This window comes from Falsirhodobacter xinxiangensis, from assembly GCF_004959935.1.
GTDB classification, from domain to species: Bacteria; Pseudomonadota; Alphaproteobacteria; order Rhodobacterales; family Rhodobacteraceae; genus Falsirhodobacter; species Falsirhodobacter xinxiangensis.
Genome location: NZ_SMYN01000012.1, coordinates 47,503 through 73,339, shown reverse-complemented (window position 1 = coordinate 73,339; position 25,837 = coordinate 47,503). Strand labels below are relative to the sequence as shown.

Below are 25,837 nucleotides of genomic sequence, written 5' to 3'. Positions count from 1 at the left end.
GCCCGCCATGACCAGACCCGTCGTCCTTTGCATCCTTGACGGTTGGGGCCTTTCGGACAGCCGCGAGGGCAATGCCCCGGCGCAGGCGAACACGCCGAATTTCGACCGGCTGATGGCGACCTGCCCGCATGCAACGCTGATCACCCATGGGCCCGATGCGGGGCTTCCGACCGGGCAGATGGGCAATTCCGAGGTGGGCCACACCAATATCGGCGCAGGCCGCGTGGTGGCGATGGATCTGGGCCAGATCGACCTTGCGATCGAGGATGGCACCTTCCTTCAGAACGAAGGTCTGCTTGGTTTCGTTGCCAAACTGAAAGCGACGGGCGGGACGGCGCATCTGATGGGCGTCATCTCCAACGGCGGCGTGCATGGGCATATCCTGCATGCGCTTGCCGCCGCGCGGGCCATCGCGGCCGAGGGCGTTCCGGTCGTGATCCACGCCATTACCGACGGGCGCGATGTGGCACCGTCCTCGGCCCGCGAATTCGTGGCGCAGCTTCTGGGGGCGCTGCCGCAGGGCGTCACGGTCGGCACGGTGATTGGACGCTATTTCGCGATGGATCGCGACAACCGCTGGGACCGCGTGTCGCGCGCATGGGCGGCGATGGTCGAAGCGACGGGGAATGCCGCCCCCGATGCCGCAGCGGCCATCGCGGACGCCTATGCGCGGGGCGAGACGGATGAATTCATCCAGCCGACGGTCATCGACGGCTACCCTGGCGCAAAGGACGGCGACGGCTTCTTCTGCCTGAACTTCCGCGCCGACCGCGCGCGCGAAATCCTTGCGGCGCTGGGGCAGCCGGATTTCGACGCCTTCGCCGTGCGGTCGATCAAATGGGGCGCGCTGCTTGGCATGGTCGATTATTCCGACGCGCATAACGCCTATATGACCAGCGCCTATCCCAAACGCGCCATCGCCAACACCTTGGGCGAATGGGTCGCCAGCCATGGCAAGACCCAGTTCCGGCTGGCCGAGACCGAGAAATACCCCCACGTCACCTTCTTCCTGAACGGGGGGCGCGAGGTTCCTTTTGCGGAAGAAGACCGCTTCATGCCGCTATCGCCCAAGGTCGCCACCTATGATCTGCAGCCCGAGATGTCGGAGCCGGAAGTGGCCGAGCGTCTGGTCGCAGCGATCCGGCATGGCTACGATCTGATCGTGGTCAACTTCGCGAACCCCGACATGGTGGGCCATACCGGCGATCTGGCGGCGGCGATCGCGGCGTGCGAGGCGGTGGACCGCGGTCTTGGACAGGCGCTGGAGGCGCTGGCCGAGGTGGGTGGCGCGATGATCGTCACCGCCGATCACGGCAATTGCGAGATGATGGTCGATCCGGTCACCGGCGGGCCGCATACCGCGCATACGCTGAACCCGGTGCCGGTGATCCTTTACGGCGGGCCCCGGGGCAGCTTGCGCGACGGGCGGCTGGCCGATCTGGCGCCGACGGTTCTGCAACTGATGGGCCTGCCGCAACCGGCCGAGATGACGGGGCAGAGCCTGATCGCATGATCCTGCGCGCCGCCCTTTTGGTCCTTCTGGCATCGCCTGCCGCGGCTTCGGTCGCCGATCAGGCGCGAGTAGCCTCGGACGAATTGCAGGCGGCGGTCGAGGCGATGCAGCGCGCGACCAGCGGCGGCGACCGTGTGGCCGCGCTGACCCGCACGATCGGCGCCTATGAGGCGGGGCTGACCGCGCTGCGCGAGGCGTCGCGCCAAGCCTCGATCCGCGAGGCGGCGCTGGATATGCGGTTTCAGGCCAAGCGCGAGGAGGTCTCGCAGCTTCTGGGCGTCATGGCGCGGATGGAGGGGGAGCCGGGCCCGATCCTGCTGCTGCACCCCTCGGGGCCGCTGGGCACGGTGCGTTCGGGGCTGATCATGTCGGACGTGACCCCGGCGCTGCAAAAGCAGGCCGAGGCGCTGAAGGCCGAATTGCAGGAGATGCGCGATCTGCGCGCCGTGCAACTGGCGGCGACGGATACGCTGGCGAACGGGCTGCATACCGCGCAAGGCGCGCGGACGGCGCTGTCGCAGGCGATCTCGGACCGGACGGATCTGCCGCGCCGTTTTACCGACGATCCGGCGGTTCTGCGGGCGCTTCTGGAAAGCAACGATACGCTGGATGCCTTTGCCGCCGGGATCGCGAATGCGCCCGACGCGATGGGGCCGGGGTTCGCGGCCGAAAAGGGCAAGCTGCCGCTGCCCGTTCATGGTCAGATGCTGCGCCGCGCGAACGAGGCCGATGCGGCGGGGGTGCGCAGGCCGGGGGTTGTGCTGGCGACGCGTCCCGGCGCGCTGGTCACGAACCCGTGGGCTGCGACCATCCGCTATCGCGGGCCGCTGTCCGGCTACGGAAACGTGATGGTTCTTGAACCGGGCGACGGGTATCTTCTGGTGCTTGCCGGGATCGAAACGGTATATGGCGAAGTGGGCGAAGTTGTCGCAGCGGGTGCGCCCTTGGGGTTGATGCCGGGCGGCGATCAGGGTTTGGTGGACTTTCTTGGCACGGCGCAGGACGCGACGGGCCGCGAGGGGACCGAAACGCTTTACCTGGAACTGCGGCAGGGCACGGGCCCGGTCGATCCGGCGGAATGGTTCGCGGCAATTGTGGAATAGGACGGCGATGAAGAAATATGTTCTGGCCGCATTGGGCGGCACGGTGGCGGGGGTTCTTGTCACGACACAGGTGGCGCAGCCGCTGATCGCGCAGGAACAGACCAAAAGCGCCTCGGTCTATGAACAGCTGGACCTGTTCGGCGACATCTTCGAGCGTATCCGCAGCCAGTATGTGGAGCCGGTGGAGACCGACAAGCTGATCGAGGCGGCGATCAACGGGATGCTGACCTCGCTGGACCCGCATTCCAGCTATCTGCCGCCGAACGATTTCGACGACATGCAGGTGCAGACGCGCGGCGAATTCGGCGGTCTTGGCATCGAAGTGACGCAGCAGGACGGCTTCGTGAAGGTCGTATCGCCGATGGACGACACGCCCGCCGACGCCGCCGGCATCCAGTCGGGCGATTTCATCACCGCTGTCGATGGGGAATCGCTGTCGGGCATTCCGCTGGACGAGGCGGTGGAGAAGATGCGCGGCCCGGTCGGGTCGGAAATCATCATCACCGTGGTCCGCGAAGGCACGGCAGAGCCGTTCGACGTGTCGATCATCCGCGACACGATCAAGCTGGTCGCCGTGCGCTCGCGCCTTGTGGGCGGGCATACGATCGTGCTGCGCGTGACGACCTTCAACGACCAGACCATGCCGGGGGTCGAGGAGGAGCTGAAGGCCAAGATCGAGGAAGTCGGCGGCATGGACAATGTCAACGGCATTGTTCTGGACCTGCGCAACAACCCGGGCGGGCTGCTGACGCAGGCGATCAAGGTGTCGGATGCGTTCCTTGAACAGGGCGAGATCGTGTCCACCCGCGGGCGCAATCCGCAGGACAACGAACGCTACAACGCGACGGCGGGCGATCTGATCGGCGGAAAGCCGATGGTGGTTCTGATCAACGGCGGCTCGGCCTCGGCATCGGAAATCGTCGCGGGCGCGTTGCAGGATCACCAGCGGGCCATCGTCGTCGGCACCAAGAGCTTCGGCAAAGGGTCCGTCCAGACGGTCGTCCCGGTGCGCGGCGACGGGGCGATGCGCCTGACGACGGCGCGGTATTACACGCCGTCGGGACGTTCGATCCAGGCGCTGGGCGTGGCGCCGGACATCATCGTGCAGCAGCCGCAGGTCGATCCTCAGGCGACGGGTGAAGACGAGGACGATTCGATCCTGCCTGAGCGTTCGGAATCCAGCCTGCGCGGGGTGCTGTCGAACGATTCCATGTCCGACGAGGAGCGTGAGCAGCTTGAGGCTGAACGCGCGCTGGTCGAGGAAACCGCCAAGCTGCGGGACGAGGATTATCAGCTGGCCTACGCTGTGGATATCCTCAAGGGGCTGGCCGTCGTCAACCATCGCCCGTAACGGGGGGCGGGCTCGCTCGGGCCCCCTCCGGGGACCGCTCACTCGCCCGAACTGCCGCCCTTTGGGGCGGCAGTTTCGCATTACATAAACGTCAGTCTTCTTCGCCGACCTTGCCGCGCCCGGCCTTTACATCGCTTCGGATGGATTTTGCGGCCAGACGGCGGCGCTGGCTGCCCAGCGTCGGTTTCGTGGCGATGCGGCGTTTCGGAACCACCAGCGCCTGACGGATCAGGTCGGCCAGCCGTTCACGCGCGATCTCGCGGTTGCGGGCCTGGCTGCGGGTATCCTCGACCTGAAGGACCAGCGCGCCTTCGTTTGTCCAGCGCCGACCGGCCAGACGTTTCAGGCGGGCTTTCACGGGTGCGGGCAGGTTCGGGGATCGCTCCGCCTCGAACCGCAGTTCGACCGCGGTGGAAACCTTGTTCACGTTCTGCCCGCCCGGCGCCGAGGCGCGGATGAAGCTTTCCGTCAATTCCCAGTCTGCGATGGCGATGGTTTCGGTGATGTGCAGCATGATCAAAATAGAGAAAGGGCCGTCACGGCCGACGACCCTTTCCGAGATCCAAGGAGATGAGCCAGTTAGGAATCACCCCAATCAGTGGTCTTTCCGCAAGGGGGCTGCCCCTAGCCGATCAACCCTCCGACTGTCCCGACACCTCTCTCCAATATCACTCTAGACACTGGATCACCTCCTTTCAAATGTGTTGCCGATACCCTGAAGGTTGGCACACATCTGGTATATGTCAACGGGCTTCACGCAATTCCTGCCGTCATCCGCCGAACAATTATGCGGAAGGGCAGAAGTGCCACAAATGCGATCACGATCTTGACGATCAGGTCGGCAGCGGCAAGCGAGGCCCAGAACGGCGCGATCGGACCAACCCCCAACAACGGCACGAGTTCCGCCGCCCATGCGACATCGTTGGCAGGTTCGATGAAAACCAGCGTGGCCGAAAAGGCGATGAAGAAGAACAGGGCGGTGTCCACCATCGTTCCGGCCAGCGTGCCGATGATGGGCGCGCGCCACCAGTTCTGCGTGCGATAGCGATCGAACAGGAACACGTCGAACAGTTGCGAGAACAGGAAAGCCGCGCCCGAGGCCAGCGCCACGCGCAGCGTCACGAGGGGGCCGAACTCGCCCATGATCTGCGTGCCGATCAGCGAGCAGACGAGGCCCGTGACGAAGCCCGCCCAGACAACCCTGCGTGCCGCCGCCGCGCCATAGACGCGGTTGACGATATCGTTGACCAAAAAGGCCAGCGGATAGGTGAAGGCCCCATAGGTCAGGTAGTAACCGTAGTGGAACTGGACGGCGATGTTGGACACCACCACGATGACGGCCATCGCAAGGATGCCGGGGATCTGCGCTCGCATTCGTGTTTTCCGTTTTTTACAAGGTCGCGGAGACTTGGGAAGCGCAGGCCGATACGCCTTTCGGGCGGATTCGTCAATCGGGGATGCGGTATTCCACGATCTCGGTCCGCTGAACAACGGGGATGAAATTGTCGTCCGAGATCATCGTCAGGACCGTATCGGCCCCATCGCGCCAGACGGCGATGCCTTCCATGTTGTCGAACTGGCCAAGGCGGCTGTTCATCAGCACCCGTTCGCCCCCGCCATCCAGATCGAAGCTGCGCACGCGGGTGGAAAAGCCGACGCCCCAGAACCCGCGTTCCAGCACATAGAGCCACCCTTCGAAGATGTCGGCCCCGGTCACCAGATACCAGCCCCGGCGCGGGAAGGTGAACGGCTTGTCCCAGACCTTGCCGCGCAGGCGATAGACGGGGAAGGGGCCATCGCCCAAAGGTTCCTCGGGGATGGTGTAGAGCGCGCCGTCATCGTCGATGGCGAGCGCCTCGAGCGAGGAATTGATGGGGTATTGCAGGAATTCCGGGTGGTGCGGCAGACGGTTCGACTTTTGCGTAAAATCGGGGAAGCGCAGCACGCGCGAGTAAAGCTCGAAGCTGACATAGGCGACGCCGTCCGCGCCGATGGCCAGCCCCTCGCTGTCGGCAAACTCGCGCTGGACGGGCTTGCCTTCGTGGTCCAGCAGCGGGCGAACGGGTTCGGCGTCGATGCCGACGATGCGGCCATTCTCGCGCCGGATCGTGCTGCGCGTCCATGCCCCCCGGTCCGAGATGACGGTCATCTGCGTGCCGCTGTCGTCCAGTTCGATGGCCGAGAAACCGCCAAAGGCCGGATCGTCCATGCGCCACTGGAACGTCCCCGCATGGCCCTGACCCGGCGGCACATTCGCGCTGAGCCGCACCGCCAGAATGGCGAGTGCGACAAGGACCACAAGGGCAAGGGGAACGAGGATCAGCGCGCGCGCAAGACGTCGGAGCATTGGGAGGGGAGGTCTGCCATCGTGTATTCGCGCGGGTGCCGTGGGCGCGGCCCCGCATCGGGCTCGGTCGGTTTGGTCGGGTTCAGGTATTCGGTCACCCACCATGCCAGCGTGTCGTCGCAACCATTGCCGCCCTTGGACAGTTCGGCAACCGTCGGGCTTTGCGTCTGGCACATGCCCGCGCCGGGCGGGCATTTCAGGCGGACGTGGAAATGGGTGTCATGCCCCGCGATGGGGCGGATCTTTTGCAGCCAATGCGTGTCGGCACGGGTCGCGCTGCGGCACATCTCGATCTTCACCGCGGCGGCGACGAAGATGCGGTCCACCCGGTCGTCGCTGGCCGCCGCCCGCATCAGCGCGTGATGCGCGGGCGTCCAGTTGCGCGTGACCGACCGTTGGTCCGCCGACCGGACGGGGACGGAGCTGATGCTCTCCCGCTCGGCCCGTGTCAGGTTCAGGCGCTGCGGGGGCAGCATCCAGATGTCGGCGTCCAGCCCGATCTGGTGGCTGGCATGGCCCGAGGTCGCAGGCCCGCCGCGCGGCTGGCTGATATCGCCGATATAGAGGCCCGGCCAGCCGAACCGCGTCGCGGTGCGGGACAGGTCCTGAAGATAGGCGATCATCTCGGGCTGGCCCCAATTGCGGTTCCGCGACAGGCGCATCGCCTGCCATGTCGGCCCGGTCTCCGGCAGCGCGACCATCCCCGCGCCGCAGCCCTTGGAATAAAACCCCACGGCGGCGGGGCGGTGGGGGGACGGCGTCGCCTCGGCCCCGAACAGCCGGGCAGCGGTCTGGGCATGAAGCGGTGTCGCAGCAAGCGCCAGCGCAAGGAGAAGAAACTTCATGGGGCCTGCTCGCCTTTGGGTTTTACCCACAGTAGCAGAAGCAGCCCCAGAAGAAACAGCACGATCACGGGAACGACGCCCACGCGCTGCGATCCGCTGATCGCGGTGACGATCCCGACCAGCAGGGGCGCAAGAAATGACGTGGCCTTTCCCGCCAATGCGTAAAGGCCGAAGCTTTCCGTCAGCCGCGCCGGGTCCGATTGCCACAGCAGCATCGTGCGGCTTGCGGCCTGAAGCGCGCCGCCCGCCGCGCCGATCAGCGCGCCGATGGCATAGAAGGCGATGTCGGGCAGGCGGCTGCCCTCGGCCACGGCCATGCCGAAGACGCTGCCCCGCGACACGCCCACCACCCCCGCCGCCAGCAGCGCCAGCAGGGCGGTGCAGAAGACGATCACCGGCATGGACCCGTATCGGCTGTCGGCCCGTCCGCCGAGCCACGCAAAGATCGCCCCCGTCACCGCGGCAAGGATGCCGAAGATGCCCACGTCGCGCACCTGCCAGCCCAGGACCCCGGCGGCATAGATGCCCCCGAAGGCATAGATCCCGTTCAGCGCATCGCGATACAGCATCGATGCGCCAAGGAAGGCGGCAAAGCTGCGCCGTTTGGGCAATTCGCGCAGGTGCGCGCGCAACTCGGGCCACGCCTGGCGCGCGGCGCGGCGGACGGGGATGCCCCGGACATGCGGCACGCGCACCCACAGGAAGAACGGGATCATGAAGACCGCATACCAGATCGCCGTGAACGGTCCGACGGCGCGGGTGCCCTCGGCCGCGGCCGCGTCCAGCCCGAAGATCGGTGCGATGCCCAGCAGGGTGCGCCCTTCCGGCCCCTCTTGCAACAGAAGCAGCACGAAGATCAGCGCCACGACGCCCCCGACATAGCCGAAGGCCCAGCCCGAGCCGGAGAGCCGCCCCATATCCTCGCGCGCGGCCAGACCGGGCATCAGGGCATTGGTGAAGGTGGTCGCAAATTCCATGCCGATCATGCCGATGGAAAAGGACAGCATCACCCACCAGATGCTGAAATCCCCCGGCGCCGACCACCACAGCCCCCAGGCCCCCGCCACATACAGGACCGAGAACAGCAGGATGAAGCGCATATGCCCGCCCGCCCGATCCGCGATGGTTCCCAAGACCGGAGCCGCCAGCGCGATCAGGATGCCCGTCAGTCCAAGGCCAAGCCCCCAGACCGATTGCGCCATCGCGCCATCCCCGATGATCCGGGTCATATAGGGCGCGAAGATGAAGGTGATGAGCAGGGTGTTATAGGGCTGGCTGGCCCAATCGAAGAAGTACCAGCCCCAGATCCTGCGCATGACCTACCCCCGCTTGCGGCCGGATGAAGCGTCAATCGGGCTGGTTTCGCAAGGGAAAATCTCGGGCGGCCCCGGTTCGGGTGGCCAGGGGCGCATCGCGTCGGCATCGGACCATGCCCGCACCCAGCCCGGCAGATCGGGGCGCGGCGCGTCCAGCGCATCCAGCAGCCGCGCGGGCGGGATCATGCGGCGGTTTTCGACCACGGCGGATCGCAGCAGCATGTGACTGGTGCAATCCGTCCCGCGCCACATGCTCTGTTCGACATACAGGAACCGCTCGTCGCTGCCGATGCAGCGGGTGCGCATGACCAGACGTGTCCCGATCGTCACCCGCTTGCGGTATCGCGTCGTGTTGCCCGCCACCGTCAGACCCCAGCCGTTCCGCTTCATCACCTGCGGCAGGCCGATGCGGATGCCCATGCCGACGCGGCCCAGATCGAACAGCGTCAGCGTGCGGCCGTTGTTCAGTTCCATCCACGGGTCGATGTCGAAGGGCGTGATCAGGTGGTGCGAGACATGCGTGCCCGTCAGCGGCAACGGCCCCGCCCGCCGCGCCGCGCGCATATGCAGGGCCATGCGAAGATAGGGATACATCGGCGGCTCCTTTCGCCCCTGACTGCCGCGACATCGCGGCGCGGTCAAGCGGGACGCGGCGGAAGGTGGTTGCCCTTTCGGGCCATGCCCCTTACCTGTGATCGCGTATCCCCCCCGATGGAATGGACCATGGTATCCCTTTTCGAGATTCTGCTGCTGATCCTGCAAGTCGCGCAATTCATCATCCTCGCTCATATCATCATGAGCTGGCTGATCAATTTCAACGTGCTGAACCTGCGCCAGCCGCTGGTCTATCAGATCTGGGAAGGGCTGAACCGCCTGCTGGAGCCGGTCTATGGCCGGCTGCGGTCGTTCCTGCCGCAGATGGGGGGGCTGGACCTTGCGCCGCTGGTGGCATTGCTGTGCATCTATGCGCTGCGGATCATCATCGTGAACAACGCGGGCGCGTTCTTCTGATCCGATGACGACACCTGCCGACCTTCTGCATTCCGTCTTCGGCTTTCCCGAGTTCCGCCCCGGCCAGGCCGAGATCGTGGATGCGGTCACGGCAGGACGGAACACGCTGGCCATCATGCCGACGGGCGGGGGCAAGTCGCTGTGCTTCCAGCTGCCCGCCCTGTGCCGCGATGGGGTGACGGTGGTGATTTCCCCGCTGATCGCGCTGATGCGGGATCAGGTCCGCAGCTTGCGCGAGGTGGGGGTCGAGGCCGGGGCGCTGACATCGGGCAATACCGACGAGGAGACGGAGCAGGTCTTCCGCGCGCTGGATGCGGGACGGCTGAAGCTGCTTTACATGGCGCCCGAGCGGCTGGCGGTTGCGGAATCCATGCTGCGGCGGATCGGCGTCGGCCTGATCGCGGTGGACGAGGCGCATTGCGTCAGCCAATGGGGCCATGATTTCCGCCCCGATTACCTGCGCATCGGGGCGCTGCGCCGCGCGCTGGATGTGCCGCTGGCCGCCTTCACCGCCACCGCGGACGAAGAAACGCGGGCCGAGATCATCACCCGGCTGTTCGACGGGGTGCAGCCCGAGACGTTCCTGCGCGGATTCGACCGGCCGAACATCCACCTTGCCTTCGGGGTGAAGGACAATCCGCGCAGACAGATCCTCGCCTATGCCGCCGCGCGCAAGGGGCGGTCGGGCATCGTCTATACCGCCACCCGCGCCAAGACCGAGACGCTGGCGCAGGCGCTGCGCGAGGATGGGCACGAGGCCTGCCACTACCACGGCGGCATGGATGCCGAGGAACGCCGGATGGTCGAGGTCCGGTTCCAGCGCGAGGATGGGCTGATCGTCGTCGCCACCGTCGCCTTCGGCATGGGGATCGACAAGCCCGACATCCGATGGGTCGCCCATGCCGACCTGCCGAAATCGATCGAAGGTTACTATCAGGAGATCGGGCGCGGTGGCCGCGACGGTCTTCCGGCGGAAACGCTGACGCTTTACGGACAGGACGACATTCGCCTGCGCCGCAGCCAGATCGACGAAAGCCCGGCGCCGGTGGAACGTCGAAACGCCGACCACGCCCGCCTGAACGCGCTGCTGGGTCTGGCCGAGGCTGCGAAATGCCGCCGTCAGGTGCTGCTGCGTTACTTTGGCGAGGATGCCGCGCCTTGCGGCAATTGCGACCTGTGCGACCGTCCGGCAGAACTGTTCGACGCGACCGAGGCGGTGCGCAAGGCGCTGTCGGCGATCCTGCGCACCGGCGAATGGTTCGGCGCGGGCCATCTGATCGACATTCTGACCGGGAACGCGACGCAGAAGGTGCGCGACAAGGGCCATGACGGGCTGCCGACCTTTGCGGTGGGCCGCGATCTGTCGAAGCCCGCATGGGGTGCGGTGTTCCGCCAGATGATGGGCCGCGATCTGGTGCGCCCCGACCCGGAACGCCACGGCGCGCTGCGGATGACCGACGCCGCCGTTCCGATCCTGAAGGGCGAGGCCAGCATCGAGCTGCGCCGCGACACCATCGCTTCGGCCCAGCCCCGCACGGTGGTCAAGGCGCTGGTCGCGGACGAGGATGCGCCGCTGATGTCCGCGCTGAAGGCGAAACGCCGCGCGCTGGCCGAGGCGGCGAACGTGCCCGCCTATGTGATCTTCCCCGACCGGACGCTGGCCGAGATGGCCTCGATGCGCCCCGCGACGCTGGACCAGATGGGGAAGGTCAGCGGCGTCGGCGCGAAGAAGCTGGAAAGCTATGGCGAGGCGTTTCTGGCCGTCGTCAATCAGGACGCCGCCCCGATGCACCCGCAGCGCCGCCGTCTGGCCGGGCGCGACGCCGGCGCCGTCTTCGACCGGCTGGCGGAGGAGCATGTGCGCCTGATGCGCGGTGAGGATGGCACCGGAAAACCCCTGTCCCTGTCGCAGACCGAGCTTCGCCGCATCGCCGAGGCGCGTCCCGCGACCCTGACCGACCTTGACCGCGTGGCCGCGCTTGGGCCGCAAAAGATCGAACGCTTCGGGGAAGCTTTCCTGTCCGTCATCGCCGAGGGCTGAAACGCGGAACGATTTTCCCCGCAGGTGGGGCGCGGGGGATGCCTGTTCCATGGCGCACAGCGGCGGCAAGGCACCGTCCCTTTTCGCGGCAATGCCTTCACCGCCGCCTCCGGTTGTGGCACAGCTTGGGTTCGGAACAAGCGGCGGAACCTTCCATGGCACTTGACGAGCGGACATTGACCCACCTTCAACGGCTGGAGGCGGAAAGCATCCACATCATGCGCGAGGTGGTGGCAACCGCGACCAATCCGGTGATGCTCTATTCGGTTGGCAAGGATTCGGCCTGCATGCTGCATCTGGCGAAAAAGGCGTTCTATCCCGCGCCGCCGCCCTTTCCGCTGCTGCATGTGGACACGACGTGGAAGTTCCGCGCGATGTATGACCTGCGCGACAAGGCCGCCCGCGATGCAGGGATGGAGCTGCTGGTCCATCACAACCCCGAGGCGATGGAGAAGGGGATCAACCCGTTCGACCACGGATCGCTCCACACCGACATGTGGAAGACCGACGGGCTGAAACAGGCGCTGACGAAATACGGCTTCGATGCGGCCTTCGGCGGCGCGCGCCGCGACGAGGAGAAATCCCGCGCGAAGGAACGTGTGTTCTCGTTCCGCAGTGCCAACCACCGCTGGGACCCCAAGAACCAGCGGCCGGAGCTTTGGAACGCCTATAACGCGCGCAAGGCCAAGGGCGAGTCGATCCGCGTCTTCCCGCTGTCGAACTGGACCGAGCTGGACATCTGGCAATATATCCATCTGGAGGGGATCGAGATCGTCCCGCTCTATTTCTCGGCCCCGCGCCCGACGGTGGAACGCGACGGTCTGCTGATCATGGTGGATGACGACCGCTTCCCGCTTCGGATCGGCGAAGTGCCGGTGGAACGGTCCATCCGGTTCCGCACGCTGGGATGCTATCCGCTGACCGGCGCGGTGGAATCGACCGCCGCGACGCTGCCCGAGGTCATTCAGGAAATGCTGCTGACCACGACGTCCGAACGGCAGGGGCGGGCGATCGACCACGATGCCTCGGCCTCGATGGAGAAGAAGAAGCAGGAAGGGTATTTCTGATGACCGATACGTTCGAATACAAGGTCGATGCCCTGATCGCCGAAGACATCGACGCCTATCTGGAAACGCACCAGCACAAGACGATGCTGCGCTTCATCACCTGCGGATCGGTCGATGACGGGAAATCCACGCTGATCGGGCGGCTGCTTTACGACAGCAAGATGATCTTCGAGGACCAGCTGGCGTCGCTGTCCAAGGATTCGAAAGCCGTCGGCACGCAGGGTCAGGAGATCGACTTCGCCCTGCTGGTAGACGGTCTGGCGGCCGAGCGCGAGCAGGGCATCACCATCGACGTGGCCTACCGCTTCTTTGCCACCGACAAGCGCAAGTTCATCGTCGCTGACACGCCGGGGCACGAACAATACACGCGCAACATGGTCACGGGCGCGTCCACGGCGGACCTTGCCGTGATTTTGATCGACGCGCGGCAGGGGGTGCTGACGCAGACCCGCCGCCACAGCTATATCGTGAACCTGCTGGGCATTCCGAACGTGGTGCTGGCGGTGAACAAGATGGACCTCGTCGGCTATTCGCAGGATCGGTTCGACGAGATCGTGGCATCGTATCGCGAGTTCGCGACCTCCATCGGCATCAAGGATTTCGTTGCGATTCCGATTTCGGGGCTGAAGGGCGACAACATCGTGGACCGTTCTGCCGGGATGCCGTGGTATCAGGGGCCGACCCTGATGACCCATCTGGAGGAGGTGCCGCTTTCGGATCGCGGTCAGGCGGATCAGCCGTTCCGCATGCCGGTGCAGTGGGTGAACCGCCCGAACCTCGACTTCCGCGGGTTTGCGGGGACGATTTCGTCGGGCAGCGTGAAGCCGGGCGATGCTGTGCGGGTGCTGCCTTCGGGCAAGACGACGACCGTGAAGGCCATCGTCACCTATGACGGCGCGCTGAAACAGGCAGTGACGGGGCAGGCGGTGACGCTGACTCTGAACGACGAGGTGGACTGCTCGCGCGGGGATGTGATCTCGGTCGCGGATGCGCCGCCCGAGGTGGCCGACCAGTTCGAGACGACGCTGATCTGGATGGACGAGCACGAGATGCTTCCGGGCCGCCCCTATATCCTCCAGCTGGGCACGCAATCGGTGACAGCGACGATCACCGAGCCGAAATACGAGGTGAACGTCAACACCGCCGAACATCTGGCGGCGCGGGTGCTGAAGCTGAACGCGATCGGGGTGTGCAACATCTCCACCGACCGGCCGCTGGTGTTCGAGCCCTATGGCAAGGATCGCAGCCTTGGCGGGTTCATCCTGATCGACCGGATGACCAATGCGACGGTGGCGGCGGGGCTGATCCATTTCGCGCTGCGCCGGTCGCAGAACATCCATTGGCAGGCGGTGGATGTCAGCCGCGACGCTCATGCCGCGCAGAAGGGGCAGAAGGCGCGGGTCGTGTGGTTCACCGGGCTTTCGGGGTCGGGCAAATCCACCATCGCCAATCTGGTGGAAAAGAAGCTGCATGCGATGGGGCGGCATTCGTTCCTGCTGGACGGCGACAACGTGCGTCACGGGCTGAACCGCGATCTGGGCTTTACCGATGCCGACCGGGTGGAGAACATCCGCCGCGTGGGCGAGGTGGCGAAGCTGATGACCGATGCTGGCCTGATCGTGCTGACGGCGTTCATCAGCCCTTTCCGGTCCGAGCGGCGGATGGTGCGCGACCTGATGGCGGAGGGCGAGTTCATCGAGGTCTTCGTCGACACGCCGCTGGAGGTTGCAGAGGCGCGGGACGTGAAGGGGCTCTACAAGAAGGCGCGGTCGGGGCAGTTGAAGAACTTCACCGGGATCGACAGCCCCTATGAGGCGCCCGAGCTGGCCGAGATCACCGTGAACACGGTGGACATGACGGCGGAAGCGGCGGCGGAGTTGATCGTGGACAAGCTTCTGAAAGGCTGAGCCTTGTTACCGAAATGAAAAAGGGGGCCTTGCGGCCCCCTTTTGCGTCTGTGCTGTCGCCGGATCAGCTGCGCAGATCCAGCATCTTGTTCACCCGCAGCGCCAGCAGCGTGACCACCGCGCCCGACAGAAGGTAGGCACCCGCGGTCCAGAGGCCGAGGTTGGACGTCAGCCACAGCGCGACCAGCGGGGCGAACCCTGCGCCGATCAGCCATGCGATGTCCGAGGTGATCGCCGAGCCGGTGTAGCGGTAGGTGGTCGAGAAGCGCGAGGCGACGGCCCCCGAGGATTGGCCGAAGCTGAGGCCCAGCAGGATGAAGCCCACGATCATGTAGAGCAGCTCGCCGAGTTCGCCGCCGCTGAGCAGCAGGGGGGCGACCAGCGCGAAGACCCCGATCAGCACCGCGCTCCATGCCAGCAGGGTCCGGCGGCCGAACTGGTCGGCGATGAAGCCCGAGGTCAGCACCGCGAACAGGCCGACGATCGCGCCCACCACTTCGATGATGAGGAAGCGTGCGGGGCTTTGGTCGGTGAACAGGAAGACGTAGGAGAGCGGGAACACCGTCACCATGTGGAACAGCGCGAAGCTGGCCAGCGGGGTGAAGGCGCCGATCAGGATGTTGCGCGATTCGTGGCGAAGCGTCTCGCCCACGAGGGTGGGCTGGAGTTCGCGATTCGTGAACATTTCCTCGTATTCCGGGGTCACGACGATCCGCAGGCGGGCGAACAGCGCCACGACGTTGATCGCGAAGGCCACGAAGAAGGGATAGCGCCAGCCCCAGTCGAGGAAATCCTCGGCGGTAAGCGAATTGACGAGATAGAAGAACAGCCCCGATGCCACGATCAGACCAAGCGGTGCGCCAAGCTGCGGGATCATCGCATACCAGCCGCGCTTGTTTTCCGGCGCGTGCAGCGCCAGCAGCGAGGCAAGCCCGTCCCAAGCGCCGCCAAGCGCGAAGCCCTGACCGATGCGCAGGATGCACAGGATCCAGATCGACCAGACGCCCAGCGTGTCATAGCTGGGGATGAAGCCCATCGCCACGGTGCTGGTGCCCAGAAGGAAGATGGCCGATGTCAGCTTTGCGCCGCGTCCGTAATGGCGGTCCACCCACATGAAGAAGACGGTGCCCAGCGGGCGGGCCAGGAAGGCCAGCGCGAAGACGGCGAAGGCATAGGCCGTGCCGGTCAGCGGGTCCACGAACGGGAAGATCCGCGCCGGGAAAATCAGCACGGTTGCGATCGCGAAGACGAAGAAGTCGAAGAACTCGGACGTGCGACCGATGATCACACCGATCGAGATCTCGCCGGGATCGGCCTCGTGATGCGTGTCGGAATGAAGGTCGCGTGCGTCCTGTTCCGCTGTGGTGGAAGCCGGGGTAGTCACTGGCGTCAACTCCATTCGATTTGGTCGTTTGGCTGTCTGCCTTGGATCGAGTAGACTTTGGATTGGGCAAATTGTCCAATGTTGCATTCGCGGCATCGGGTTTATGGGCCTGCCAAGGCCGCAGTCCGGCCGCCCTGTCCGCCCTTGTCGAATGGAAAAGCCGTGAAAAGCCTTCGCTTCGCCGCCATAGCATCGCTGCTGTTTCTTGCGTCCTGCAAAGCGGTTGTGTTGTCGCCTTCGGGTGATATCGCCGCACAGCAGCGCGACCTGCTGCTTCTGTCCACGGGGCTCATGCTCCTTATCATCGTGCCGGTCATGGCGCTGGTTGTGTTCTTCGCGTGGAAGTATCGCGCGTCGAATCGAGAGGCCGAATACGATCCCGAATGGCACCATTCGACCCGGCTGGAGCTGGTGATCTGGTCGGCGCCGCTGCTGATCATCATCTGCCTTGGCGCGCTGACCTGGGTCGGCACGCACCTTCTGGACCCCTATCGCAAGCTGGACCGCATCTCGGCCGACAAGGCGATCGAGGCGGAATACACGCCCCTGCGCGTGCAGGTCGTGTCGATGGACTGGAAGTGGCTGTTCATCTATCCCGAATACGGTTTCGCGACAGTGAACGAACTGGCAGCGCCGGTGGATCGCCCGATCGAGTTTTCGCTGACCTCGACCTCGGTGATGAACGCCTTCTACATCCCCGCGATGGCCGGCATGATCTATTCGATGCCCGCAATGGAGACGAAGCTGAACGGCGTCTTCAACAACGAAGGCGTGTATGACGGCTTCTCGTCGCACTACTCGGGTCACGGTTTCTCGGGGATGCGGTTCAAGGCCCATGCGCTGGATCAGGCCGGGTTCGACCAATGGGTCGCCGATGTCCGCGCATCGGACGCCGCGCTGGACCGCGCCGAATATCTGGAACTGGAAAAGCCCAGCGAGCATGTCCCGCCGACCCGGTTCGGCACGGTCGATGCCGATCTTTACCACGCGATCCTCAACTTCTGCGTCGAATCTGGCAAGATGTGCATGGACGAGATGATGGCGCTGGACCGTCAGGGCGGCATGGGCATCGCCGGCATCATGAACGTCACCGCGTTGACGCATGACAAATACGCCCGCCGCGGCACGGTGCTGGGCAATGCGCCGATCACGGTCGATGCCTTCTGCACGGTGCTGGATTCGGAGCGCATGTATGGTGCGGCCGAAACCGAAGTCGTGCATCCCAAGGCTGCGACGCCGATCCGCGGTCACGCATTGGCGCAGCCCGCCATGTCGCTGACCCCGACTTTCACTTTGCTACGGACGCCCCGCGGCGCCGAAGCCCTCTGACGGAACCCGCACCATGACGCTTACCGAATTCATCTTCGGCCGCCTTGACTGGAACGCGATTCCCTATGATCCGATCGTCCAGCTGACCTTCGTGGCTGTGGCGCTCGGCGGGATCGCCCTTGTTGGCGCGCTCACCTATTTCAAGCTCTGGGGCTATCTCTGGAACGAGTGGTTCACTTCGGTCGACCACAAGAAGATCGGGATCATGTACATGATCCTCGGCCTTGTCATGCTGCTACGCGGTTTTGCCGATGCGATCATGATGCGGGTCCAGCAGGCGATCGCCTTCAACGGGTCCGAAGGGTATCTGAACGCGCACCACTACGACCAGATCTTCACGGCGCATGGCGTGATCATGATCTTCTTCGTAGCGATGCCGTGGGTCACGGGCCTGATGAACTATGTCGTGCCGCTTCAGATCGGTGCGCGCGACGTGTCCTTCCCGTTCCTGAACAACTTCTCGTTCTGGATGACGGCGGGCGGGGCGATCATCACCATGATCTCGCTGTTCATCGGCGAATATGGTCAGACGGGCTGGCTGGCCTTCCCGCCGCTGTCGGGGATCGGGGCGTCGCCCTATGTCGGCGTCGATTATTACATCTGGGGCCTTCAGGTCGCGGGTGTCGGCACGACGCTGTCGGGGATCAACCTGCTGGTCACCATCATCAAGATGCGCGCACCGGGCATGACCATGATGAAGATGCCGATCTTCACCTGGACCTCGCTGTGCACGAACGTGCTGATCGTCGCGTCCTTCCCGGTGCTGACGGTGGTTCTGGTGCTGCTGTCGCTTGACCGCTACGTGGGAACGAACTTCTTCACGAACGATCTGGGCGGCAACCCGATGATGTATGTGAACCTGATCTGGATCTGGGGCCACCCGGAGGTCTACATCCTGATCCTGCCGCTGTTCGGGGTGTTCTCGGAAGTCGTGTCGACCTTCACCGGCAAGCGCCTGTTCGGCTATACCTCGATGGTCTATGCCACGGTCGTGATCACGGTTCTGTCCTACCTCGTCTGGCTGCACCACTTCTTCACGATGGGGTCGGGCGCGTCGGTGAACTCGTTCTTCGGGATCACCACGATGATCATCTCGATCCCGACCGGGGCCAAGATCTTCAACTGGCTGTTCACCATGTACAAGGGCCGCATCCGGTTCGAGCTGCCGATGATGTGGACGGTCGCCTTCATGCTGACCTTCACGGTCGGCGGGATGACGGGCGTGCTGCTGGCAGTGCCGCCGGCGGACTTCGTGCTGCACAACTCGCTGTTCCTGATCGCGCACTTCCACAACGTCATCATCGGCGGCGTCGTGTTCGGCCTGTTCGCGGCGATCAACTTCTGGTGGCCGAAAGCCTTCGGGTTCAAGCTCGACCCGTTCTGGGGCAAGGTTTCCTTCTGGGGCTGGGTCGTCGGCTTCTGGGTCGCCTTCACGCCGCTTTACGTTCTGGGCCTGATGGGCGTCACGCGCCGCCTGCGGACCTTCGATGATCCGAGCCTGCAGATCTGGTTCCAGATTGCGGCAGTCGGTGCTGGTATCATCGCCATCGGCATCGGTGCCTTCCTGATCCAGATTGCGGTGTCGATCTGGAAACGCGACCAGCTGCGCGATTTCACGGGCGACCCGTGGGGTGGGCGCACGCTGGAATGGGCAACGTCTTCACCGCCGCCGGACTACAACTTCGCGTTCACGCCGGTCGCGCATGATGTCGATGCCTGGCACGACATGAAGGCGCGGAACTATCAGCGTCCTACGGCTGGCTTTGCCGAGATCCACATGCCGCGCGGAACCGGGGCGGGGGTCATACTGTCGGCCTTGGCGGTGATCTGCGGCTTCGCGCTGGTGTGGTATATCTGGTGGCTGGCGGCGCTGTCGTTCATCGGGATCGTCGGCTATGCGATCTATCACACCTTCGACAACGACCGCGATTACTACATCCCCGTGGATGAGGTGATCGAGACCGAGCGCAAGCGCGAAGCCCAACTGGCGAGCCTGAAAGCATGAGCACGATCACCCTTCCCAAAGACCGGGCAACGTTCCATCTGCCCGAGGAGCCGCATCATCCCGAAGGTCACAGCACCATGCTGGGCTTCTGGATCTATCTGATGAGCGACTGCCTGATGTTCGCCGTGCTGTTCGCGGTGTTCGCGGTGCTGGGCAACAACTTCGCCGCCGGGCCGGGTCCGAAGGACCTGTTCGAGCTGGAGCTGATCGCGCTGAACACGGCGATGCTGCTGTTCTCGTCCATCACCTATGGCTTTGCGATGCTGGCCATGGTGAAGAACAACAGCCGTCAGGTGCTGATCTGGCTGGGGGTGACGGGCCTGTTCGGCCTCGCCTTCCTTGGCATCGAACTTTACGAGTTCCACCACCTGATCCATATCGGCGCGACGCCGCAGCGGTCGGCCTTCCTGTCGGCCTTCTTCACGCTGGTCGGAACGCACGGGCTGCACGTGACCTTCGGCATTATCTGGCTGGTCACGCTGATGGTGCAGGTCCACAAGCGCGGGCTGACGGCGGCCAACCAGCGCCGTCTGGGCTGCCTGAGCCTGTTCTGGCACTTCCTGGACGTCATCTGGATCGGCGTCTTCACCTTCGTCTACCTGATGGGGATGATCTGATGGCTTCTCATTCGCATAACGACGCGCATCACGACGGCCATTCGCATGGCTCGATGAAATCCTATGTCATCGGTTTCGTGCTGTCGGTGATCCTGACGGCGATCCCGTTCTGGCTGGTGATGACCGGCGGGCTGGAAAGCAGGGGCTGGACGGTCGCGGTCGTGGTCGGCATGGCGGTGGTGCAGATCATCGTTCACATGATCTTCTTCCTGCACATGACCTCCTCGGCCGAGGAGGGGTGGACGATGACGGCGCTGATCTTCACGATCATCGTGGTTGTCATCATGCTGGCTGGCTCGATCTGGGTCATGTATCACATGAACACCAACATGATGCCGGGTCACGACATGGACCTGATGAGCGTTCCGCAGTGACCGAGGCAGGGCCGGAACGCGCGCCGCGATCGGCCCTGACGCTTGCGGTGCTTGGGGTGCTTGCCGCCCTTGGCATCGTTCTGCTTCTGGGGCTGGGCATCTGGCAGGTCCAGCGCCTGTCCTGGAAGACCGACCTGATCCACCGGGTCGAGGCGCGGCTGGCGGAACCGCCGGTGCCGGTGCCGACCGGGCCGGTCACGCAGGCGGCAGACGAATATCGCCGTGTGACGCTGTCGGGTCGTTTCCTTTATGAAGACACCGTATTCACGCAGGCAGTCACGGCCATAGGCGGCGGATTCTGGGTGCTGACCCCGATGCAGACCGCGAATGGCACCTATCTGGTCAACCGCGGCTTCGTGCTGCCGGAACAGCGCGCTGCCATCCCTTCGTCCGAAGGCGAGTTGACGGTGAACGGGTTGCTTCGCATGACCGAACCGGGCGGCGGCTTCCTGAGGCAGAACGACCCTGCGGCGGATCGCTGGTTCTCGCGCGATGTGGCGGCCATCGGCGCTGCCAAGGGTGTCGATCTGCAGCCCTTCTTCGTCGACGCCGACCGGACGGGCGATCTGCCCATCGGCGGGTTGACGGTGGTCAGTTTCCGCAACAACCACCTCAGCTATGCGCTGACATGGTTCGGTCTGGCCCTTGGTCTTGTCGCCGCGACGGTCTATGTCGCTCGGCACGAGAGGCGGCTCAGGCGCGGTTGATGGACCAGACCACCGATGGCAGGGATCTTGCGCTGCTGGTGCAGTTGCGCTGGCTGGCGGTGGCGGGTCAGATCGCGACGATCCTTGTGGCACATAACATCATCGGAATCCGCCTGCCGCTTTTGCCGATGGGGCTGGTGGTGGCGGTGCTGGTCGCGGTCAACCTGATCAGCCTGACGCGGCTGCGGCGCTGGAAATGGGCGCTTCCGGTCGAATTGCTGATCGACGTTCTGGCGCTGGCGACGCAGCTTGCGCTGTCGGGCGGTGCGACGAACCCGTTCACCACACTGTTTCTCTTGCAGATCACCCTGTCGGCGGTGCTGCTTCCGCGCGAGATAAGCTGGTCGCTGGTCGGGTTGATGAGCGTGATCTTCGCGCTGTTGACGGAATTTCACCTGCCGCTGGTTCTGCCCGAGGGGATGGAGTTCTTTCCCGTCTATATCGGTGGCATGTTCGTCGGGCTGACGCTGGATGCGGTGCTGATCGTGGCCTTCGTCACGCGCGTCGCCGCCAACTTGTCGGACCGCACCGCGCGGCTGGAACGCCTGCGCCAACGCGCCGCCGAGGAGGATCACATCGTCCGCATGGGCCTGTTCGCATCCGGCGCGGCGCATGAACTGGGCACGCCGCTGGCTTCGATCTCGGTGATCCTTGGCGATTGGCGTCGCAGCGTGACCGACCCCGAACAGCGCGAGGATATTGCCGTGATGCAGCGGGCCGTGGATCGGTGCAAGGCCATCGTGACGGGCATCCTGATGACCTCGGGCGAGGTGCGGGGCGAGGCGCCGCGCGTGACCGGAGTGCGTGCCTTCGTCGGGGAATTGGCGCAGGAATGGGCTCAGGGGCGCAACTTTCACGGGCTGGTGCTGGAGGACCGCTTCGGCGATGATGTCCCGATCGTCTCGGACGCCACGCTGAAGAAGATGTTGATGAACGTGCTGGACAATGCGCATGAGGTGTCGCCCGACTGGGTGGCGCTGGAGGCTGCCCGTTCGGACGGGGATCTGGTGCTGACGGTGCGCGACCAGGGGCCGGGCTTCTCGCGGGAAATGCTGGCGGATTTCGGGCGGCCCTATACATCGACCAAGGGTGCTGCGGGGCGGGGACTGGGACTTTTCCTTGCCGTCAGCGCGCTGCGCAAACTGGGGGGCGATGTATCGGCCCATAATGCCGATGACGGTGCGGTGGTGACGGTGCGCCTCCCGCTGGCCTCGCTCGCGTTGGAGGAGGACGATGTCTGAAGGTCTGATGCTTCTGGTCGAGGATGACGCCGATTTCGCGGCGACCCTGAAACGGTCGCTGGAAAAGCGCGGTTTCGGGGTGGTGACGGCCAGTGGGCCGGACATGCTGGACGCTGTGCTGGAGACGCATCACCCGACCCATGCGGTCGTCGATCTGAAGCTTTCGGGCGGCTCGGGGCTGGTCTGTGTTGACCGGCTGCACAAGCACGACCCCGAGATGCTGATCGTGGTGCTGACCGGCTTTGCCAGCATCGCGACGGCGGTGGAGGCGATCAAGCTGGGCGCCTGCCATTACCTGACCAAACCTTCGAACACCGACGACATTCTGGACGCCTTCCAGCGCAGCGAGGGCAACACCTCGGTCGAGGCGGGCAACATGCCGACCACGATCAAGACGCTGGAATGGGAACGCATCCACGAGATGCTGGTTGCGACGGATTTCAACATCTCGGAAACGGCGCGGCGGCTGGGAATGCACCGCCGCACGCTGGCCCGGAAACTGGAGAAATGGCAGGTGCGGTGATGGCAAAGGTGCGCGTGGGGATCGGCGGCTGGATATTCGAGCCGTGGCGGGGCAGCTTCTATCCCAAGGGCCTGCCGCAGTCGCAGGAGCTGCACCACGCCTCGCGCCAGCTGTCCAGCATCGAGGTCAACGGCACCTATTATCGCGCGCCGTCGCCGGACACCTATTCGAAGTGGCACGACGAGGTGCCCGATGATTTCGTCTTTGCGCTGAAGGCCCCGCGATATGCCACCAACCGCAAGGTTCTGGCCGAAGCCGAGCCGTCGATCACCCGGTTCATCGAAGGTGGCATCGCGCGACTTGGCCCGAAGCTTGGACCGATCAACTGGCAGTTCATGGCGACCAAGAAATTCGACCCCGCGGATTTCGAGGCGTTCCTGAAACTGCTGCCGCCCGAGGTGGATGGCTTGCCCCTGCGCCATGCGGTCGAATTGCGGCACGACAGTTTCGCGGTTCCCGAGGCGGTGGGAATGATGACCCGGCACAACGTCGCCATCATCTGCGGTGCCGATTCGGAGCATCCGTTGATCGCCGATCCGACCGCCGATTTCGTCTATGTCCGCGCAATGGGCACGACCGACGCGCATGAGGAAGGCTATTCCACGCAGGCGCTGGACGATTGGGCGCGGCGGGCGAAGTCATGGGCGGAAGGGCACCTGCCGCAGGACATGCCCTTGCTGACCAAGCCCGAGCGCAAACCGCGCGACGTTTATCTGTATGTCATCTCGGGCGAGAAGGCACGGAATCCGGCGGCGGCGGTTTCGATCATTAACCGGTTAAGATAACGTCCATATTTGTCATCCTCAGGCCCCATTTCGGACACAGGCCGGTCCTACTGACCGCGCCATTGATTTAGTGAGTTTTCCGAAATGACCGATACGAACATCGAATTTCCCGCCATCGCCCCGCTGCCCCGCGCCGAAAAAACGCCGCAGGTCGAAACCGCGATGGACCGCCTGCGGCGCCTGGAAGCCAGCCTGACCGATGACAGCCAGGGCTGGCTTGAACGGCAGGACGCGCAGGGCGAGGTCGACATCCGCAACCTGACCCGCGCCGGAATGGTGCTGGCGGCGCTGTCCGCCGCCTTCATGCTGTGGCTGCTGTTTTAACCCGTCAACGAGACGTAGTGCAGGTAGCGGTCGTAATGGGCCACGATGTCGGCGATGATCTCTTCCTTGTCATAGCCGAAGATGTCGTAGCCGCGACTGCCCTGCGCAAGGAACACCTCGGCGCGGTAGTAACGGTTGCGGCCCCCTTCGCCGCGCGCGGTGTCCGTCAGCGCAAAGGCCGGGATCGGCTGGCTGATCGGGCGGATGCCATAGACGAAATCGCTGATGTTCTCGCCAAGGTTCACGCGCAGGGCGACGCCCTCCTCGGTCGTCTCGACATTGGCGGCATGGCCACGTTTGCCCAGTTCCGCCTGAACCGCCTCCAGTGCGGGGATGACGGTGCCATCCACGAAGCGGTCCACCTGCGCGCGGCGCGGGTGGCTGACGATGGCGCCAAGGCGGCGGCGCCAGACCGCGCTTTCATTTCCGATCAGCGGGGCCGCGGGAAGGGCGGCGCTGGCGGTCAGGGCAACCTCGTCCGACAGGCCCTTCCAGATGCCGAAACACATGAAGACCATCACGATCGACAAGGGTGCCGCCGCGATCACCGCCGCCATTTCGACGGCGTCGAGGCCGCCCGCCAGCAACAGACAGCCCGCGACCCCGCCGCAAATCAGCGCCCAGAAGACGCGCAGCCAAAGGACCGGCTCCTCGTCGCCCTTCGACGTGATCATGGCGATGACCAGCGCCCCAGCATCGGATGCGGTGATGAAATAGATCGCGACCAGCAGGCCTGCGAGCCATGCGAGCGCGGTCGAGAATGGCATGTATTCGAACACGGTGAACAGCGCGATGGGCATGTTTTCCGCCACCGTGGTGGAAATCGCCCCCTGCGCGGTGTTCAGGTCCAGCCAGATCGCCAGATCGCCGAAGATCGTGAACCAGATGCAGGTGAAGCCCGCCGGGGCGAACAGCACGCCCAGAAGGAATTGCCGGATCGTCCGCCCGCGTGAAATCCGGGCGATGAACAGCCCAACGAAGGGCGACCACGACATCCACCAGCCCCAGTAGAACAGAGTCCATGACCCCACCCAGGCTGACTCGCCCGGCTCGTAGGCATAAATGTGGAAGGTGCGCGAGACGAAGCTGTCGATATAGAGGCCGATGTTTTCGACGAAGCTTTGCAGCAGGAACCGCGTCGGCCCAAGGATCAGGATCAGCCCCATCAACACGAAGGACAGGATCAGGATGAATTCCGACAGCCGCCGGATGCCGTTGTCCAATCCCGTCGCCACGGTGATCGTGGCGAGCACCGTCACGATGGCGATCAGCACCAGCTGGATGCCCGTCGACTGCGGCAGGCCAAGAAGATAGGTGCCGGTTGCGTTCAACTGCGCGACGCCGAGCCCCAGTGAGGTCGAAAGACCTGCCAATGTGCCGACCACGGCAAAGATGTCGATCATGTCGCCGATCGGCCCGTTGATCCGGTCGCCCAGCAGCGGCCGGAAGGCCGAGCGGATGACCAGCGGATCGCCCCGGCGGAAGCCGAAATAGGCCAGTGCCAGCCCCATCACCGCATAGATCGCCCAGGCGTGGACACCCCAGTGGAAGAAGGTGATGCTCATCGCGTCGCGGGCGGCGGCGGGGGTGCGGGCGTCTGCGTCCGGCGGGGCCTGGAAATGCATGATCGGTTCGGCCACGCCATAGAAGACGATGCCGATGCCCATTCCCGCGCTGAACAGCATCGCGATCCATGTGCCATAGCTGTAGTCGGGAACGGATTCGTCCGGCCCCAGTTTCACCTTTCCAAGCGGGCTGAAGGCCAGCCAAAGAAGAAAGATGACGAAGCCGCCGACGGCCAGCATATAGAACCAGCCCATCTCGCGCACGATCCAGCCATTGGCGGCGGTGAACCATGCGGACGCAGCCTCGGGTGCAAGCGACGCAAACAGGATCAATGCAAGCGAGATGACGGCAGAGCCGAAGAATGGCAGGGGGGCGACCCCCCCTGGTGTGAACCTTTTCATGACACTGTTCCCTTCTGTCCTTCACCACCTTCGCGGCGTTGGACCTAAGACTAGGGCCACATTGTCGCAGGGGAAGGCCG

General features: G+C 64.6%; 24 protein-coding genes. 16 read left to right on the top strand and 8 right to left on the bottom strand.

From position 1 onward, the window contains the following. The first annotated feature begins 7 nt into the window (after positions 1-7). From gpmI to E2K76_RS14230, 3 genes are read left to right on the top strand one after another with little or no spacing between them, the layout of a single operon-like run. Positions 8-1,513 (top strand): 2,3-bisphosphoglycerate-independent phosphoglycerate mutase, encoded by a 1,506-nt coding sequence (gene gpmI, locus E2K76_RS14240; RefSeq protein WP_136685022.1) that lies wholly within the window; start codon positions 8-10, stop codon positions 1,511-1,513. Then, positions 1,513-2,616, top strand: a complete 1,104-nt coding sequence (locus E2K76_RS14235) for a murein hydrolase activator EnvC family protein (RefSeq protein ID WP_136685046.1) — start codon at positions 1,513-1,515, stop codon at positions 2,614-2,616. Before gpmI ends, E2K76_RS14235 begins: the two co-directional genes overlap by 1 nt. A gap of 7 nt (positions 2,617-2,623) precedes the next feature. Beyond that, a complete protein-coding gene (locus tag E2K76_RS14230) occupies positions 2,624-3,967 on the top strand; it encodes a S41 family peptidase (RefSeq protein WP_136685021.1) in 1,344 nt (447 codons plus the stop codon). 91 nt (positions 3,968-4,058) lie between these two features. Here the strand turns inward: E2K76_RS14230 and arfB are convergent, their stop codons facing one another. The 6 genes from arfB to E2K76_RS14200 form a co-directional block, all read right to left on the bottom strand. Further along, positions 4,059-4,481 (bottom strand): alternative ribosome rescue aminoacyl-tRNA hydrolase ArfB, encoded by a 423-nt coding sequence (gene arfB, locus E2K76_RS14225; RefSeq protein WP_136685020.1) that lies wholly within the window; start codon positions 4,479-4,481, stop codon positions 4,059-4,061. A 239-nt stretch (positions 4,482-4,720) separates the two neighbouring features. Further along, positions 4,721-5,341: a queuosine precursor transporter gene (locus tag E2K76_RS14220; protein WP_136685019.1), complete on the bottom strand. Its 621-nt coding sequence runs from the start codon at positions 5,339-5,341 to the stop codon at positions 4,721-4,723. A gap of 73 nt (positions 5,342-5,414) precedes the next feature. Next, positions 5,415-6,314 carry an esterase-like activity of phytase family protein gene (locus E2K76_RS14215; protein WP_136685018.1) on the bottom strand — a complete coding sequence of 300 codons (900 nt, stop codon included), beginning with the start codon at positions 6,312-6,314 and terminating at the stop codon, positions 5,415-5,417. Then, positions 6,287-7,159 carry a penicillin-insensitive murein endopeptidase gene (gene mepA / locus E2K76_RS14210; RefSeq protein WP_136685017.1) on the bottom strand — a complete coding sequence of 291 codons (873 nt, stop codon included), beginning with the start codon at positions 7,157-7,159 and terminating at the stop codon, positions 6,287-6,289. Before mepA ends, E2K76_RS14215 begins: the two co-directional genes overlap by 28 nt. Further along, positions 7,156-8,475 (bottom strand): MFS transporter, encoded by a 1,320-nt coding sequence (locus E2K76_RS14205; RefSeq protein ID WP_136685016.1) that lies wholly within the window; start codon positions 8,473-8,475, stop codon positions 7,156-7,158. Before E2K76_RS14205 ends, mepA begins: the two co-directional genes overlap by 4 nt. A 3-nt stretch (positions 8,476-8,478) precedes the next feature. Then, on the bottom strand, positions 8,479-9,069 hold the full coding sequence (locus tag E2K76_RS14200; RefSeq protein WP_136685015.1) for an acyl-CoA thioesterase: 591 nt from the start codon (positions 9,067-9,069) through the stop codon (positions 8,479-8,481). Between the two features lie 129 nt (positions 9,070-9,198). Between E2K76_RS14200 and E2K76_RS14195 the strand changes: the two genes are divergently transcribed. From E2K76_RS14195 to cysN, 4 genes are all read left to right on the top strand, one after another. Beyond that, positions 9,199-9,486 (top strand): YggT family protein, encoded by a 288-nt coding sequence (locus E2K76_RS14195; protein ID WP_136685014.1) that lies wholly within the window; start codon positions 9,199-9,201, stop codon positions 9,484-9,486. Between the two features lie 4 nt (positions 9,487-9,490). Continuing rightward, on the top strand, positions 9,491-11,527 hold the full coding sequence (recQ, locus tag E2K76_RS14190) for a DNA helicase RecQ (RefSeq protein ID WP_136685013.1): 2,037 nt from the start codon (positions 9,491-9,493) through the stop codon (positions 11,525-11,527). Between the two features lie 155 nt (positions 11,528-11,682). Beyond that, positions 11,683-12,594: a sulfate adenylyltransferase subunit CysD gene (gene cysD / locus E2K76_RS14185; RefSeq protein ID WP_136685012.1), complete on the top strand. Its 912-nt coding sequence runs from the start codon at positions 11,683-11,685 to the stop codon at positions 12,592-12,594. Continuing rightward, a complete protein-coding gene (cysN, locus tag E2K76_RS14180; protein ID WP_136685011.1) occupies positions 12,594-14,501 on the top strand; it encodes a sulfate adenylyltransferase subunit CysN in 1,908 nt (635 codons plus the stop codon). The genes cysD and cysN overlap by 1 nt, the downstream gene beginning before the upstream one ends. A 64-nt stretch (positions 14,502-14,565) precedes the next feature. Here the strand turns inward: cysN and E2K76_RS14175 are convergent, their stop codons facing one another. Continuing rightward, the gene (locus E2K76_RS14175) at positions 14,566-15,885 is read right to left on the bottom strand and encodes an MFS transporter (protein WP_246032971.1); all 1,320 of its coding nucleotides are present in this window, start codon (positions 15,883-15,885) and stop codon (positions 14,566-14,568) included. Positions 15,886-16,047: 162 nt separating this feature from the next. On the opposite strand from E2K76_RS14175, the gene cyoA reads away from it, so the two are divergent. From cyoA to E2K76_RS14130, 9 genes are all read left to right on the top strand, one after another. Then, positions 16,048-17,214 carry a ubiquinol oxidase subunit II gene (gene cyoA / locus E2K76_RS14170; protein ID WP_246032970.1) on the top strand — a complete coding sequence of 389 codons (1,167 nt, stop codon included), beginning with the start codon at positions 16,048-16,050 and terminating at the stop codon, positions 17,212-17,214. Between the two features lie 13 nt (positions 17,215-17,227). Further along, complete coding sequence (cyoB, locus tag E2K76_RS14165) at positions 17,228-19,219, top strand: cytochrome o ubiquinol oxidase subunit I (RefSeq protein WP_136685008.1); 1,992 nt, start codon at positions 17,228-17,230, stop codon at positions 19,217-19,219. Then, on the top strand, positions 19,216-19,836 hold the full coding sequence (gene cyoC / locus E2K76_RS14160) for a cytochrome o ubiquinol oxidase subunit III (protein ID WP_136685007.1): 621 nt from the start codon (positions 19,216-19,218) through the stop codon (positions 19,834-19,836). Before cyoB ends, cyoC begins: the two co-directional genes overlap by 4 nt. Beyond that, positions 19,836-20,210, top strand: coding sequence for a cytochrome o ubiquinol oxidase subunit IV (gene cyoD / locus E2K76_RS14155; RefSeq protein ID WP_181952907.1), 375 nt, complete (start codon positions 19,836-19,838; stop codon positions 20,208-20,210). Before cyoC ends, cyoD begins: the two co-directional genes overlap by 1 nt. After that, complete coding sequence (locus E2K76_RS14150; protein ID WP_136685005.1) at positions 20,207-20,917, top strand: SURF1 family protein; 711 nt, start codon at positions 20,207-20,209, stop codon at positions 20,915-20,917. The genes cyoD and E2K76_RS14150 overlap by 4 nt, the downstream gene beginning before the upstream one ends. Further along, positions 20,917-22,158 carry an ATP-binding protein gene (locus E2K76_RS14145; RefSeq protein ID WP_136685004.1) on the top strand — a complete coding sequence of 414 codons (1,242 nt, stop codon included), beginning with the start codon at positions 20,917-20,919 and terminating at the stop codon, positions 22,156-22,158. Before E2K76_RS14150 ends, E2K76_RS14145 begins: the two co-directional genes overlap by 1 nt. Beyond that, positions 22,151-22,681: a response regulator transcription factor gene (locus E2K76_RS14140; RefSeq protein ID WP_136685003.1), complete on the top strand. Its 531-nt coding sequence runs from the start codon at positions 22,151-22,153 to the stop codon at positions 22,679-22,681. Before E2K76_RS14145 ends, E2K76_RS14140 begins: the two co-directional genes overlap by 8 nt. Further along, a complete protein-coding gene (locus E2K76_RS14135; RefSeq protein ID WP_136685002.1) occupies positions 22,681-23,466 on the top strand; it encodes a DUF72 domain-containing protein in 786 nt (261 codons plus the stop codon). Before E2K76_RS14140 ends, E2K76_RS14135 begins: the two co-directional genes overlap by 1 nt. An 84-nt stretch (positions 23,467-23,550) precedes the next feature. Then, positions 23,551-23,790 (top strand): hypothetical protein, encoded by a 240-nt coding sequence (locus tag E2K76_RS14130; RefSeq protein WP_136685001.1) that lies wholly within the window; start codon positions 23,551-23,553, stop codon positions 23,788-23,790. Here E2K76_RS14130 and E2K76_RS14125 read toward each other — a convergent pair. Further along, positions 23,787-25,757 (bottom strand): BCCT family transporter, encoded by a 1,971-nt coding sequence (locus E2K76_RS14125; protein WP_136685000.1) that lies wholly within the window; start codon positions 25,755-25,757, stop codon positions 23,787-23,789. The two genes, E2K76_RS14130 and E2K76_RS14125, sit on opposite strands and share 4 nt — an antisense overlap. Between the last annotated feature and the right edge of the window lie 80 nt (positions 25,758-25,837).